The sequence below is a fragment of the Roseibium sp. MB-4 genome (assembly GCF_053005265.1).
The window spans coordinates 1,192,582-1,207,058 of the sequence record NZ_JBRKQB010000001.1; the positions used below are offsets into that span (position 1 = coordinate 1,192,582).

General features: G+C 53.4%; 13 protein-coding genes. 5 read left to right on the forward strand and 8 right to left on the reverse strand.

Annotation, left to right across the window (positions count from 1 at the left end; genetic code table 11):
• Positions 1-72 precede the first annotated feature (72 nt).
• Both gph and ACVDG4_RS05560 read left to right on the forward strand, forming a co-directional pair.
• Positions 73-747: a phosphoglycolate phosphatase gene (gene gph, locus ACVDG4_RS05555; protein ID WP_447234307.1), complete on the forward strand. Its 675-nt coding sequence runs from the start codon at positions 73-75 to the stop codon at positions 745-747.
• Between the two features lie 327 nt (positions 748-1,074).
• A complete protein-coding gene (locus ACVDG4_RS05560; RefSeq protein ID WP_447234308.1) occupies positions 1,075-2,928 on the forward strand; it encodes a tetratricopeptide repeat protein in 1,854 nt (617 codons plus the stop codon).
• Between the two features lie 8 nt (positions 2,929-2,936).
• Here the strand turns inward: ACVDG4_RS05560 and ACVDG4_RS05565 are convergent, their stop codons facing one another.
• From ACVDG4_RS05565 to ACVDG4_RS05585, 5 genes are all read right to left on the reverse strand, one after another.
• On the reverse strand, positions 2,937-3,815 hold the full coding sequence (locus ACVDG4_RS05565) for a class I SAM-dependent methyltransferase (protein WP_447234309.1): 879 nt from the start codon (positions 3,813-3,815) through the stop codon (positions 2,937-2,939).
• Between the two features lie 22 nt (positions 3,816-3,837).
• Positions 3,838-4,527: an acylneuraminate cytidylyltransferase family protein gene (locus ACVDG4_RS05570; protein ID WP_447234310.1), complete on the reverse strand. Its 690-nt coding sequence runs from the start codon at positions 4,525-4,527 to the stop codon at positions 3,838-3,840.
• A gap of 21 nt (positions 4,528-4,548) precedes the next feature.
• Positions 4,549-5,580 carry a GDP-mannose 4,6-dehydratase gene (locus tag ACVDG4_RS05575; RefSeq protein ID WP_447234311.1) on the reverse strand — a complete coding sequence of 344 codons (1,032 nt, stop codon included), beginning with the start codon at positions 5,578-5,580 and terminating at the stop codon, positions 4,549-4,551.
• Entirely contained in the window at positions 5,573-7,396 is a 1,824-nt protein-coding gene (locus ACVDG4_RS05580; RefSeq protein WP_447234312.1) for an N-acetylneuraminate synthase family protein, read from the reverse strand. Before ACVDG4_RS05580 ends, ACVDG4_RS05575 begins: the two co-directional genes overlap by 8 nt.
• Positions 7,397-7,656: 260 nt before the next feature.
• A complete protein-coding gene (locus ACVDG4_RS05585; RefSeq protein WP_133950461.1) occupies positions 7,657-8,469 on the reverse strand; it encodes a ferredoxin--NADP reductase in 813 nt (270 codons plus the stop codon).
• Positions 8,470-8,928: 459 nt separating this feature from the next.
• Between ACVDG4_RS05585 and ACVDG4_RS05590 the strand changes: the two genes are divergently transcribed.
• A complete protein-coding gene (locus ACVDG4_RS05590) occupies positions 8,929-9,963 on the forward strand; it encodes a GlxA family transcriptional regulator (RefSeq protein WP_133950463.1) in 1,035 nt (344 codons plus the stop codon).
• A gap of 73 nt (positions 9,964-10,036) precedes the next feature.
• Here ACVDG4_RS05590 and ACVDG4_RS05595 read toward each other — a convergent pair whose 3' ends face one another.
• From ACVDG4_RS05595 to ACVDG4_RS05605, 3 genes are all read right to left on the reverse strand, one after another.
• A complete protein-coding gene (locus tag ACVDG4_RS05595) occupies positions 10,037-10,891 on the reverse strand; it encodes a substrate-binding periplasmic protein (protein ID WP_447234313.1) in 855 nt (284 codons plus the stop codon).
• A 150-nt stretch (positions 10,892-11,041) separates the two neighbouring features.
• Positions 11,042-11,797 carry a sulfite exporter TauE/SafE family protein gene (locus ACVDG4_RS05600; protein ID WP_447234314.1) on the reverse strand — a complete coding sequence of 252 codons (756 nt, stop codon included), beginning with the start codon at positions 11,795-11,797 and terminating at the stop codon, positions 11,042-11,044.
• Between the two features lie 29 nt (positions 11,798-11,826).
• Entirely contained in the window at positions 11,827-12,666 is an 840-nt protein-coding gene (locus ACVDG4_RS05605) for a substrate-binding periplasmic protein (protein WP_447234315.1), read from the reverse strand.
• 156 nt (positions 12,667-12,822) lie between these two features.
• Between ACVDG4_RS05605 and ACVDG4_RS05610 the strand changes: the two genes are divergently transcribed.
• Together ACVDG4_RS05610 and ACVDG4_RS05615 are read left to right on the forward strand one after the other, a co-directional pair.
• Entirely contained in the window at positions 12,823-14,034 is a 1,212-nt protein-coding gene (locus ACVDG4_RS05610) for a winged helix-turn-helix domain-containing protein (protein WP_447234316.1), read from the forward strand.
• Between the two features lie 126 nt (positions 14,035-14,160).
• The gene (locus ACVDG4_RS05615; protein WP_040453271.1) at positions 14,161-14,364 is read left to right on the forward strand and encodes a YgaP family membrane protein; all 204 of its coding nucleotides are present in this window, start codon (positions 14,161-14,163) and stop codon (positions 14,362-14,364) included.
• Positions 14,365-14,477 lie beyond the last annotated feature (113 nt).

A 14,477-nucleotide genomic window follows, 5' to 3' on the forward strand; every position in this document is an offset into this window, starting at 1 on the left:
CGCTTGCGGGATCTTGCGGGAAGCCACAAAGACAGCTAGGCAGAACCCTGTTCACTTATAGCTGAGGGTTTCATGTCTGTACTTGTGTTCGATCTGGACGGCACACTCGTGTCTTCCATGGAAGATCTTGTTGCGACCTTGAATGCGGTTCTGGACAAGGCCGGACATGGGACTGTTCCTCAGGACAAGGTCGCCAATATGGTCGGCATGGGAGCCAAGGTGCTGTTGCAGCGTGGTTTGGACTATCTTGAAATTGCCTGGTCGGACGAGACGATCGCACCGCTCTATGAAGACTTCCTGGAGTACTACGCTGCCAACATCGCAGTTCACACACGGCCGTTCGATGGTGTTGTTCCAGCACTAGACCGTTTCCGTGCCGATGGCTGGAAGCTGGCGGTTTGCACCAACAAGACCGAGCGCCTCACCCTGCCCTTGCTTGCCGCGCTCAATATGACAGATCACTTCGATGCGGTGGTCGGAGGCGATACCTTCGCCGTTTCCAAGCCCTATGCAGAACCGGTCCTGGGCGCCATAAAGCGCGCTGGCGGCACCCCGGAGGGCTCAATCATGATCGGCGACAGTGTGACCGACATCAAAGCTGCCCGCGCCGCGGGCATTCCCGTTGTCGCCGTTGATTTTGGCTATACGCCTGTACCGGTTAGTGAACTTGGTCCGGATTGCATCATTTCCCATTTTGACGAACTTGCGGATGCAGTCGCGGACCTTCGAACCAGGCATCAGGGATAATGCCCGGAAAGGACGAAGTAGCTCCTGCCTTTCCGAAAGTCGCTAAATGACACCTGTGCATTCATTGCTGAGGACGACGACTTCGGCGAGAGAGCACTTCTTTCGCACGGAAGGGACAATGGTTGAAATCTAAGATTGCCAACCACACTGAGGCTCTATTCGCCTGACATCGCTTTCTACTCTTGCCAACTTCATCAGCTAGCCGCCCGCTCCCACCTCTACACCGCGGCAATCCCCAAGGGAATTGACCAGTTTCATCAGCGCAACTGTCACAATTTGCACAGCCTGCTAATCTTGCACGACTGATTCCCGATAAGGCTGAAAACGATGGCAACGCAAACAGCGCCGAATACCATTCGAGACAGACTGCTGAAGGGCATCGCTCTCCAACAGGCCGGCGAGTTCGAAAAAGCGCAGCGCATCTACAAACAAGCAGTCAAAAAAGCTCCGAACAACGCAGATGCTGTCCACCTTCTCGGGGTGACATACCGCCAACTCGGCTATCCGAAACGTGCGCTTGAGTATATCAAAAAAGCAATCACCATCGATCCGAACCAGTCGCCCTTTTATGCGAACCTGGCGCGAACCATGCTCGATTTGGGGACCGATTCCGACAGTCTACTAGCAGTCTGCAACAAGGCCCTGTCACTAAACCCGCGTGAACGTGAGGCACTGAACATAAAGGGCATTGCTCTAACTCAAAAAAAGGAATTCGAAGAGGCTGAGATGATCTTTCAGAGCCTCATCGTTGAAGACCCAGACAATAAGGACGCCTATCGTAATTTCGGAACGCTATTGATGGATGCCAATCGCGCCAATCACGCGGTTAATTTCTTTATCAAGGCGGTGATGCTGGAGCCCGACAATCCGGAAAACTATTTACTCAGAGCACGCGCTCGTCTCAAGCTCAAGCAATACGAGCCAAGCCAGTACGAACTAACTGAGGCCCTTGAGCGGTTTCCCGAAAACGCCGACGTAAAACATGAAGCGGCGCGCCTTTTGTTCTCCATGAACGAGTCAAATCTTGCGGTCTTCTATTCAAAACAGGCGCACGAGGCTGACCCTTCAGATTACCACAAATGTGTAACGCATGGCGTGAACTTGCTTATGCACGGTGATCACAAAGAAGCACTTCAGGTCATGAAAAAGGCCAAAAAGCATGCGCCGCCAAATAATCGAACTGTGGATTGGAACCTGGCACTAGCCTATCTCGCGAACGGTGATCTTAAAAACGGCTGGGAACTTCATACTGCGCGATTTGAAGATCCTTCCGCCCAAATCCTGCGGCGAACATTCGAGGTCCCGGAATGGCAAGGCGAAGACATTTCAGACAAGACGATACTCGTCTGGGCTGACCAGGGACTCGGAGACGCTCTGAAAGCAGGCACTATGTTGCCTCAGTTAATCAAATTGGCTGGAAAGGTAATTATCGAACTCTCGGAAAAAGGCGCCAAATATACGCAGTATTGTTTTCCAGAAGCCGTGTCCCGATTGGCACGAATGGATGAAAACAATTTTCAAACCTCTTTTGATTACGATCTGCACGTTAATATTGGAGAGCTCGTAAAGCATTTCAGACCGACGCTTGAGTCGTTCAAGACCGCCCCTTGCCCCGTCTATTCATTCGAGAGGGATAGGGCAGTCGAGTATTTGAAGCGTTTGAAGGGCTATCAAGACAAACCCGTCATCGGCTTTTCTTGGCGTTCCAAAAACCTCGCCGTGAACAGAGCGCGGTATTATCTTTCTGCGCCCGGAGTCACGCCCATATTGAAATCCAGAGATGCGATTTTCGTGAACCTCCAATACGCGGCGTTGGATAAAGAACTCAGTTATCTGAAAGACCAAGCCGGAGACCATTTCCATAACTTCGATGACGTCGATTTGTTTGATGACCTTTTAGGGGCTGCTGCACTAACAGCTGCCTGCGATTTCGTTGTATCGGCGAATACCAGTGTCGCGGATATGGCTGGCATTCTCGACGTGCCGGCAATCCGTTTTGGCCAACAGGAGCCTCCGCTTCTGCTGGGTCAAAAAAATCCGCCTTGGTATCCTTCGATGACATACATGCATCCATACACGGACAAGGCGTGTGTGGAGTTTGTTCCGGAAATCATCAAGGAAATGGACCGCCAGCTGGAAAACTGGACGCCAGAGCGACGCAACAAGCGCCTCGGACTTTAGATCAGCGCTTAAGCGGGTTTCCGCACAATCGCAACCAAGGTATCGGTGGCGTCGATCCGGTTAAGCGCCGCTTCATAGGAATTTCTAAGGTCTGATGTATCGATTGCCGCAAGTGTGGATTTGTGCCCACCGGGTCGCCCTCTGGACAGCCAGCCCAAATGATTGGACAGCGGATACCTCTGAACACCTTCAATAACGATCTCGGCGAACCCCGAAGCCGCCAATAGCCGTCGCAAGCTGTCACGGGTATGAAGCACCAGATGCTGGCTCCACAAAGTGAATTCTTTAAACTCATCGCAATTCAGTTGGTTTAGCAGAACATCCCCGGCGTGCGGAACCTCAGCGACCATCACGCCGCCTGGTTTCAAGACACGGTACAGCTCGTGCAGAATGGGAGCGGGCTCGGGAAGATGTTCCAGGACATGAAAACTCAGGACACTGTCCATTGAACTGTCCGGCAAAGCTGACAAGGATTTGTGGCACAATATCCCGGCAGCATTTAGAGCCGTGACATAATCCTGTTGCAATTCCACACCGCAGCAGCTCTGAGCTTCATTGCACACAGAATGGAGAAAGGCGCCGTCACCACAGCCAAATTCGACGATGTGCTTGCCAGTCACGAAGGGGCGGTAGGCCTCAACACGCCGCGATGCATCTACCGTGACTTCATAGTCCCGTTTGCCTATCAAAGCCTCATTTGCTTGCCGGTAGTCACCCTCTTGATAGACTTCATCGCCCCCGTAAAATCCGTCAATATAGATCACCCCTGAAAGCTGATCGCGATAAACGGTGACATCCTCACGATCACGGGTACGCGTCGCAAAGACCTCCTGGGTCTCCTTACTGGCGACGCCTAATTCTGCCAGCGTGTCATAAATGCTTGCCATCAGCTGTTCCTCAGCATTCCGTTCAGGACTGGTGTCCTGTAGCCCTTGCATATGCTTCCAGTGCCAACCAATCCCGTGGGGTATCCAAATCAATCTCGACCGCATCTGGCAGAACGACAGGGACGCTGCGCCCGAAGAACCTCACACCTGCGGACACAAAGGCATCCTTGCGAAGTGCGTATATTGCACCTGTTTCCCTAAACTCTTTTGGACGGTCCTGACGGCGCTGACGCGGTTTGCTGGCATCGTGATTGATCCCCCTCCCCGTACCGTCGGCCTCGACCTGCCATAGAAACGCATGCACCTCGACAACAGAAAATGCCGTATCCGCGTCCAATTCCGCACGAGCCGTCACGACCTGATCGATCTCCTCAGATGTCGTCAATGGCGAGGTACACTGCAAGAAAACAACCGTGTCCGCCGCTTGGCATGCATCGTTTTCAGAAATTGCATGCAGGACCGCGCTTTCGGAAGAGGCTTCATCCCCCGAGATATTTGCTGGTCGCTTCAAGGCTGCAGCCCCATACTCAAGCGCAACGCTTAAGATTGCTTCGTCGTCGCTTGAGACGAGAACATCAGAGATCGTTTTTGCACCCAGCGCTGCTCTGATTGCGTGAGCGACCAACGGGACCCCGAGGAAAGGCTTGAGGTTCTTTCCCGGTATACCCTTGGACCCACCCCGGGCAGGGATGATCGCTGCGACCCTTTCCATGCTTAGACCTCCAGATTTACCTCAAAGGCCTGGCGTGTTGAGTGCCGCTTTCTTCAGATCGTAAATGGCCATCCGGCGCGCGATCTCGGGAGCCAAGATCTCCGGCTTCCATCCAAGCAGTTCCTGCGCCTTGGCATTGTCACCGCGCAGATACACCACGTCGGATGCCCGGAAGTATCGGGGATCGACATAGGCAATCAACTTGCCCGTTTTCCGGTCGTAGCACTTTTCTTCCAGGCCCTCGCCTTCCGAATGAAGATCAAAGCCAACCTCCTGCGCAGCCATAAAGAGGAAGTCGCGCACCGTGTATTCCGTGTTGGTCGAGATCACGAAATCGTCTGGCTGGTTATGCTCTAGCATCTTGATCATCATGTCCGTGTACTCAGGCGCATATCCCCAGTCGCGCACACTGCTCAAGTTTCCGAGCGGCAATGCGTCTTTGCCCTGGAGTTTGATTTCCGCCAGCCAGCTTGTGATCTTCCGGGTGACAAACTCCAGCCCCCGCAGTTCGGATTCATGGTTGAACAAGATCCCCGAGGTTGCGAACATATCATACGCTTGCCTGTAGTTGACCACCAGAGAATGCGCCCCCAGTTTGGAAACAGCGTAAGGACTGAGCGGATTGAATGGCGTTTTTTCCGTCTGCGGTTTCTCCAGAACGTCGCCGTACATCTCAGACGTGGAGGCCTGATAGAGTTTTGTATCCAGCTTCAAGATACGCATGGCTTCAAGGATGTTCAGCACACCCATGTAGTTCACGTCAGAGGTGTAGTGCGGAAACTGGAAACTGTCGGCTACGAAACTTTGCGCGGCAAGATTATAGATCTGATCCGGTCTGATCTCGTTCAAAACATTCTGAACATTGGCAAATTCGGTCACTTCCAAAGTGCAGTATTTGATCTTGTCCCGGATGCCGAGTTCATTCAGACGGCCGGTCTTGGATGTGCTGCCCCGGCGCATTGCTCCATAGACTTCATGCCCTTTGTCAAGAAGGCCACGCGCCAGAAATGCTCCATCCTGACCGGAAATCCCGGTAATCAGCACCTTAGCCATTTTTTTCTCCTAACTGCCGGATGGCCTTGTCAAAACCATCTCCCTCTGACAGGTGTCCCTGCCAGACTTCCAGGACTTTGCGGCCTGGTCCGTTAATATATCGCGTTGGGTCTCCAAGGTCCCCTTCGCCAAATTCTATGCCCTCGCCATCAATTCCCACCGCATCGGCAATGTGGATGTGCTTGGAGAGTGGCATAAGCCTTAAGCACCAATTGCCCCAATCCGCCTTCGAGTAATTCGCGGACAGGATCAGGTGAGACAGATCCAGACAAACCTCCATGCCGATAGACGTGATGAAATCGATGTCATCCTCACCGCAGAACATGTCGAGGACCTCAGCACCGCCGAAATACCAAGCAATCCGAGGGAGCCACTGCGGATAAATCGGAGCTCCACGATCACGGCCAGCCTTGAGAAGAGATGCATGCAACTGATCATATGTCGCGGCCTTGCCCTCCGGAAGGACCCGGGAAAAGCTGCCCACGATCGGAACGCTGGCGCCTGTGCGTTGCTCAAGCTCCAGAGCCAAATCAACACAGGTTTCGATTACTTTAAGGCTGCGGCTTTGGGTGTCGGTGTCGGCAGCCAGTGGGTCGATCAGAGTTTTGCTGTCAATGTAATCCGGAATGTGGATTGAGTAATGGCGGTTCAGGTCCAAACCCGCCAACCCGTCATCCATGGACGCGCCAAACCTCGCAACTTCTTCGTAGGACAAATGAAGTTCATTATTTTTGATTGGAAACCGCGATTGGAGCACAGCGGCATCGTGCAAGCGAATTGGTATGGACAGTTGCTTCTCGTCGCAGAATCCGACCAATTCGGGCTCAAGCGGCGGTTTCGGTTCGGTGAAATGCAGCTCTGAAATGGCTACACCCTCAGCCACTGGCCGCCGGATGTTTGTAAGCTGGCGTTTTTTTATTTCAGCCCAGGTCAGTCCTTTCCGGGGTGCTTTAACAACGACATTGTCCACGCTCAGTGTCTCGCCTGCTTCAATAGCGCGGTTGGCATACAATGATGATCCAAGGTTCTGCATGTTTATGCGTTCACCTTGATTGATTTCGCGCTTTCCAGACCCTTGGACCGTGTAATAGGCATTTAAAAGCTGGCACATGCGGATGAACTCCGACGGGTCAGAAGATGAACTGTCATCAATGCCCTTGCCGTTCTTGTCCATCGTCAAATGGCGTTCAAACACCGTCGCGCCGTTCCCCGCAGCAACAAGGCAGACTTCCCAGTCTTGATCGTGGCTTGAATATCCGATTTCCGCATCGGTCTTTTGCTTCAGCGTTTCAATGAACTTCATCTGCTGGTTTCCGAGCAGAACTGGATAGTTCGAAATGCAGTGGAGATAGCAAATACCAGGCACATGACGGGTGGTGTCTATTGCTCGGAAAATATCCTCTTCGGTGTGCCCACCGGTGCTCAAGATCAAGGGCTTGCCGAGCGACGCCATTGAACTCACAAGATCGCTGTTCATGAGTTCCGCTGACGGCACCTTAAAAAAGTCAAACGTATTCAGCTGATCCCCGAAATCACCGGCATCTTCAAATTTGAAGAAACTGATGCCCGCAGCCATCCCTTTGTTCTTGATGTATTGGGCAAGCGCCAGGATGTCTTCAGGCGGTATGTAACTTTCATCGATTTCTTTGCTCAGGATCTCATCGCCAATCTCGCTCACGGCCTGGTAGAACCCGGCCTGACCGCGATACTGGAATTTCACGCCCCAAGCGCCTGCGGAAGCGGCAACATCAATAAGCTGTTCCGCGACCTGTGATGACCCGCGATGGTTGATGCCGAGTTCGGCAATAATCTTCATCCGTCCCTATCCCGACTCGGAATTGATTTTTGTGCGCCTACTGAAAACCCGTGAAGCTTGCGCCAAGGTTATTGCATGCATCACGCTGTGGATATTAACCGGCTTTGCGTTGGCACTGCCGTCCACAGCTTAACTCTGTATTTGCAATGGTATTGAGGATAAATGACGGTGTTAGAGCATGCAGGCGAACTGAATGCCCCGCGCAAAAAAAAGGCCGGGTCGCCCCGGCCTTTGTGATTCTCAGTCAGTGGAAACGCCGGTTAGCCGACGAATGCTCGTTCGACAACGAATTCTGCCGGCTTGTTGTTGGCGCCTTCGGTGAGTCCCGCTTCTTCCAGTAGCGCCTTGGTATCGCGCAACATGTCCATCGAGCCGCAGATCATGCCGCGGTCGATCGCCGGATCAAGTGGCGGAACGCCGAGGTCTTCAAACAACTTGCCTGACTGGATCAGATCGGTGATCCGGCCCTTGCGCGGGAAGTCTTCCCGGGTGACCGAGGTGTAGTGAATCAGCTTGTCTTTCGCGAACTCACCGATCAGCGGATCATTGAGTGTTTCCTGAACAAGGTCCTCACCATATTTCAGTTCAGCCACTTCCCGGCATGTGTGGGTCAGGATCACCTGATCGAACTTCTCATAGGTGTCCGGATCCCGGATCAGGCTGGCGAACGGCGCAATCCCGGTACCCGTTGAGAACATGTAGACCCGCTTGCCCGGTACGAGTGCATCGTTGACCAATGTGCCCGTTGGTTTCTTTTTCATCAGAACCGCATCACCCGGCTGGATCTTTTGAAGATGAGATGTGAGCGGCCCATCCGGCACTTTAATGGAGAAGAACTCAAGCTCTTCATCCCAGGCCGGGCTTGCGATCGAGTAGGCGCGGTAAAGCGGTTTGCCATCGATCATGAGACCAATCATGACAAACTCGCCGGAGCGGAACCGGAAGCTGGACGGCCGGGTCATCCGGAAGCGGAACAGCCGGTCGGTATAGTGCTGGACAGTCTTGACCTCTTCCACGAAGACACCGGCTGGGGCGGCGTCTGCGAGATCTGCGGGTTTGGCAAGTACGTTCATATTTGATCGATCCGTGGGTCTTGGCACATGCAATTAAAGCCCGTGTACCACCAAGTGCACCTTGACTTGAAGCAACATGGGACCACGAAATGCGCTTTCGGCAAAAAAAACATCCAAAAAAGCGGTGTAATGCGGTTTATCCGCTGGCGTCGGCAATGCCCGGGGAACTTGGGAACAGCGGCCTTCCCGGTCTGACCGTCCAAGCAATACCGCAGCGCAACATGTCCATTACTGACACAAGACAAGACCATTCTTGTATTACCGCTCAGCTTCTGGGCAGGTGACGGCCAGAAATTGATCAATGCGATCAAACCTCAAGCATTACCAGTGGATGGTTTACGACAAAATCGCGAACATTCGTCTTCACGTCGGATTTTATTTGACAGCCAAGTCAAAAACAAACAACTTACTGCAATCAAAAGATAAGCTTCAATAATACCTTCCAATGAGGCAAAGTAAATGTCCGGACGCGCGCACGACGACAGCTGTCAAAAAATAGCATTCGTGATCATGGACCGTTTCTCCATGAATGCATTCGCGAGTGTCATCGAGCCACTTCGCATAGCAAATCGGATGCTTGGCAGGGACTATTACGTTTGGGAAACTTATTCCCTTGACGGTAATCCCGTGGTGGCGAGCAACGGATGCGAAATTTCCGTAAAAAAATCTATTCGCGACCTTGGCGATGCGGACATTACACTTTTGTGTACTGGCGTCGATGTCGAGCGCTTGCCTCTTGATCCCGAACTCGGCAACAAACTGCGGCGCCTCAATGCCCTTGGCCGGACATTCGGTGCCATCTGTACCGGCGCATATTTGCTGGCCCGTTACAATCTTCTCGATGGCCGCCGCTGCACCATCCACTGGGAAAACCTTCGCTCCTTGCGCGAAGAATTCCCGGACGTTGAAGTGACATCAGATATCTTCTCGATTGACCGCAACTGCATTACCTGCGCTGGCGGAATGGCCTCTTTGGACATGATGTTGCGGTTGATCGCTATTCAGCATGGCGCCTATCTTGCGCACGAAGTGGCCGAAGTTGCGCTCTATCAGAACATGCGGTCTGGCGAATCCGCCCAGCGCCACGACATTGAAGCCCGGACGGGGATTTCCAACGCCAAGATCCTCGATGCTATCCGAATTATGGATCTGCACATTGAAGACCCGCTCAGCTGCCAGCAGCTTGCCATGACGGTGAACCTGTCTCCGCGTCAGCTAGAACGGTTGTTCCGCCGGCACTTCAACTGCACGCCAGGTCAGTATTATCTGCGTTTGCGTCTAGAGACCGCGCGCGATCTGTTGCGACGCACGAGCCGTCCGGTTCTGGACGTCGCACTTGCCTGTGGCTTTGCATCCACATCGCATTTCACAAAGTGCTACCGGGAGCGCTTCTTGTGCACCCCGACAGAAGAGCGTCAGTCCTATCAATGGGCCAATACCAAACCAACATCGAATGTTGGCACAGCGACCCCCATGCGTCTTGTCGCGAAGTAAGCACGGCCATTCCAACTTGCAAACGCCGCTCCGACTGGGGCGGCGTTTTTAATTACAACCAGTGGGATGGTCTTTATTGTCCAGGCCTTCGGTAGTCTGCCAGGACAGTGTCTATCCATCCTTCGGCCCGAAGCTCCTTGAGCTGTTCTTCGAAGCGGCCGAAAAGGTGCGCACAGGGCGATGTCCTGGAGAACAGAATATGCACTCCATTGGAGACAACCGGCCACTCCAGATCGATTAGTTGATCCGCCCCCTCACCCTCCTCAATGATTTTCAACCCGTGAAATCGGCCGAGGACGGCATAATCCGCGTTTTCGTTCAGCAGCATCGCAAGCATATCACGTCTAAAATCCGTTGGAACGGGAGCAATTTCCTGCATCGCGAGATGTTCACGCGCATATTGGTCGAAATCTTCGCCATAAGATCCGCCAAACGGCCTGATGCCCAACCGGCCCACCAGATCGGACCACTTCGACAAGGGAAACTCCTTGCCCTTCAAAACAAAAATAGCAACTTCGTCATCTAACACACTGGAAGAGTACTGGAATTTTTCTGCGCGCTCTTTTGTCCAGTATGCACCGAGAACAGTATCGAGACTGCCGTTTTCCAGTTGAACAAGTTGCCGCTTGAAAGGCGTTACAGGTTGGAAGACGACATCTATCCCGACGCGACGCCCGAGTTCGATCATTGTTGCCGGCAGCACACCAGACGCCAAGCCCGTATCGCTTGGTCGCATGATGACCGGATACCAATCCACGGTGCCATTCACCCGGATTCGATCACAGCGTTCCGCGGCCCGGGCCAGACCTGCTCCGCCAGCAGACATCAGCAACGCCGTTAGCAGCACTCCCAGCAAGCGAGTAAGCCCACGCTGGCATTTAAAAGAAGTATTACATTTAGGACGCATGTACCCGGGGTATCGAACCATAGATACCGTTCCTCGATCCTATCGGCCTTCTAAAAACCAGAGCGCCAAGCACCTCTGGTGACACTCAGACAGCCTGCGCATGCATTCCTAAAAAACACAAAACACAACTTCTGAAAACACGCCGGTTGCATTAACGCAGAGACAGGGAGATCAACCGGTTATGCGCCAGAGGCCCAGAGGCACCAAATAGAGCCCGAGGCATAGAATTGCGCCAAGGAATGCGCGGCGGAACCCGGCGTCCGACAGACGACCCCGCAAGCGCTGACCTATAAAGACACCGGTAAGGGCTGGAACCGTCAGGAGCAGTGACTGGATTGCCCCCTCAAATTCGAGAAGGCCGAAGCCGCCCAGTGCGAGCGCCAGCATGACCGTTGCAGACAAGAACAACAGCCCCATGGCCTGTACCAATTCGTCGCGATCAAGGCCCAAAGCCTGAAGGTACATCACTCCCGGGACTGTATAAGCCCCCGTCAACCCGGAAAAAATCCCGTTCAACGCCCCAAGGACCACACCAACGGACCGTTCCCATTCCAACGGGATGTGCAAGCGAAGACCTGCGAGCATTGGCACTGCATAAGCAATCATCAAGGCACCCAGGATCAAATCCGGCACACCCTGTGGCGCCTTTGTCAGAATGAAAGTTCCAAGCATCAGCGTTGCAGAGGCCGCAGCGAGAAACGGCCATAGCCGTTTGGTCAGTGCCTTCAGGTGCCCCCCGTAGACCGCTTGCCAGAGGTTCGTCAGGAAAGTGGGCCAAAGGATCAGCACAATGGCCGCTTCAACCCCGACGAACACAGTCATCAAACCGAGGCTGATTGCCGGCAGCCCCATTCCAACGGTTCCCTTGACGATCCCCGCCAGAATAAAAACGGCCGCTGCGATCAGATAAAGTTCAGGGCTGTTCATCTAGTAGCGACCGGCCCTCTTTCGGATGATCATTTTGCTAAGGATTCGGCTGACGGCGCAGTTTTCTTAAACCCGCCCGCAGTTTCAAATCCGGCTTGATACGCGTCCAGGATACCGGCCTGCAGCTGCTCTTCAATGACCGCATTGAACTTCGGGAGCAGATCAACACAGGGTGATTTGCGTGAAAACATAAAATGCACCGACCGCCGCGCCGCTGTCCACGGAACATCCTGGATCTGCCCGTCGAACCCAAACGTGGACACCGCTTTCTTCCCATAGCTGCGGGACATCATGATGTAATCGAACCTGCCATCTTTCAACATCTCCAGATCGGCGGCGATGTCGTCAAGCGACTGGCTGTCAATAATAAGATTATCAGCAGCGAATTTGTTGTTGTCTTTGCCAAGATGTACCCCGTAAGGCGCGCGTCCGCGCAATCCTATGAGGCTATTCAGATCGCGAGGTATCGTCTTCATGCCCGTCCGGATAAAGACAGTCACCTCATCTTCGTGAACAGGGTTGCTAAGTTCAAACTTGCTGAGACGTTCTTCCGACAGATAAGCTCCCGCGAGCACATCAATACTTCCGTGCTCCAAAAGCGCAAACAGCCGGTTCCATGGAAGGTCCGGCCCATATTCGCTCCTGACAGGTGCCTGCTCGGAAACGGAATGCGTTATTGCCGGGAATATGCCTTTCATTTCGCCAAGGTCGGGTGTCCTCCAGGAAAAGGGCCGCCATTCATTGGCGCCATTCACCTTGAGAACGTCGCAACTTGCATATGCAGGGCCGCCAATGAAGAGAACAACACTATACGCAACAAGAAATGCGAAAAGCCCCCCGCGCTTGCGTGGCTTTATACTTTGCCCCATTTTAATTGCACACTCCCCAGCCACACCTATAACACGAACAGTGCCCACATAGCTTACGATAGGTCAAGTAAAATTGCCAAGGGCTGGTAAGCCCCTCTGAGCCACCTGAGCTGAAATCGGGTTTTATTACCGATGTTTGGAATGTTAGATAATGTCATGATGAGTGCAGCCACCCCGATTATTGACAATACAACCGCACGCCAGCTTTTTCTGGATCGCCATGGTCTTGCGGTTCTTTCGGGCCGCACGACCACCGATCGTGTAAGCGAAACAATTTCCGCTCTTGGCTTTGTCCAAGTCGACAGCATAAACACGGTTTCCCGCGCTCATCACATGATCCTTTCCTCGCGGCTTCCCGGCTACAAGGAAACACATCTCAAACGGCTGCTTGAGAACGACCGTCAGCTTTTCGAACACTGGACCCATGATGCCTCGGTCATACCAACTGCCTCTTTTCCCCATTGGCGACTGCGCTTTGAGCGTGACCGGGCAAAGCTGATCGGGCGCTGGCGCAACTGGCGGCAAAACGGTTTCGAAGAGAAATTCAACGAGGTCCTGAAACAGGTTTCCGACCATGGACCTGTTTCTTCTTCGACAGTGGGAGAAAATGAGGCCCGCAGCAAAGGCGGCTGGTGGAACTGGCATCCGTCGAAAACAGCGCTTGAGTTTCTGTGGCGGACGGGTGAGCTGTCTGTCTGCCACCGGCGCGGATTTCAGAAAATCTACGACCTGACCGAACGTGTCATTCCGCAAGCGCATTTGGCGCAGCGTTTCGACGTAGACGAGACAATCGATTGGGCTGCTCGGTCGGCCCTAGACCGTCTGGGCTTTGCAACATCCGGAGAGATCGCGGCATTTTGGGACCTGATCACGCCTGCAGAAGCAAAAAGGTGGTGCGAAGCCAAGCTAGCAACCGGTGACATCATTGAAGCTTTGATCGAAGGCGCCGACGGCTCCCTTCGAAGAAGCTTCCTACAGCCGGAAACGCTGGTAACACTGGACAAACTGCCACCTCTGCCGTCAAGGGTGCGTATTCTCTCGCCTTTTGATCCGGCCTTGCGGGACCGTAAGCGCGCAGAACGGTTGTTCGGCTTTTACTACAGGATCGAAGTCTTCGTTCCCGAGCCGAAGCGGCAATACGGCTATTACGTCTTCCCCGTCCTGGAAGGAGACAGTTTGATTGGCCGGATCGATATGAAGGCATACCGCGCCGATGACCGACTGCATGTCAGAGCGTTTTGGCCGGAGGTAAAGACCCGGATGGGTAAGGGCCGGGTTGGAAAACTGGAAAACGAAATCGATCGGATCGCCAGATTCGCGGACTGCGGATCTGTCAGCTTTGAGCCAGACTGGCTGCGAGTTCCTTAAAGCGCTCGGTTGAGCTTTCTACGACCAAAGCCGCATGACGCTTTGCCGCACAATTTTGGCTGGTGTCAGGATGTTTTTAATCTCATTATTTCGAATGTTCGAATTATCCAATTAATGGAGAAGATCATGACAGTCGAACGGGGAATTCTGCTGGTGGTTGGTGCGCTCGTCCTGGCGACTGTGCTGCTGGCTGTTTACGTGAACATCAATTGGCTTTGGGTGACCGGCATTCTCGGTGTGCATTTGATGCAGGCCTCTTTCACCGGCTTTTGTCCGGTGGTCATGACCTTGAAGAAACTCGGTCTGCCGCAACGCCCCGGTTTTTCCTGACACCCACGTGCAATTTTGATTGCCAAGCTGCCCGTTGCCCACCGGGCAGACCGGCCTCACCGGATTGCCCGAGCCCACACTTGGGCAATCCGGTCTTTGTTCTTCAAAAACAC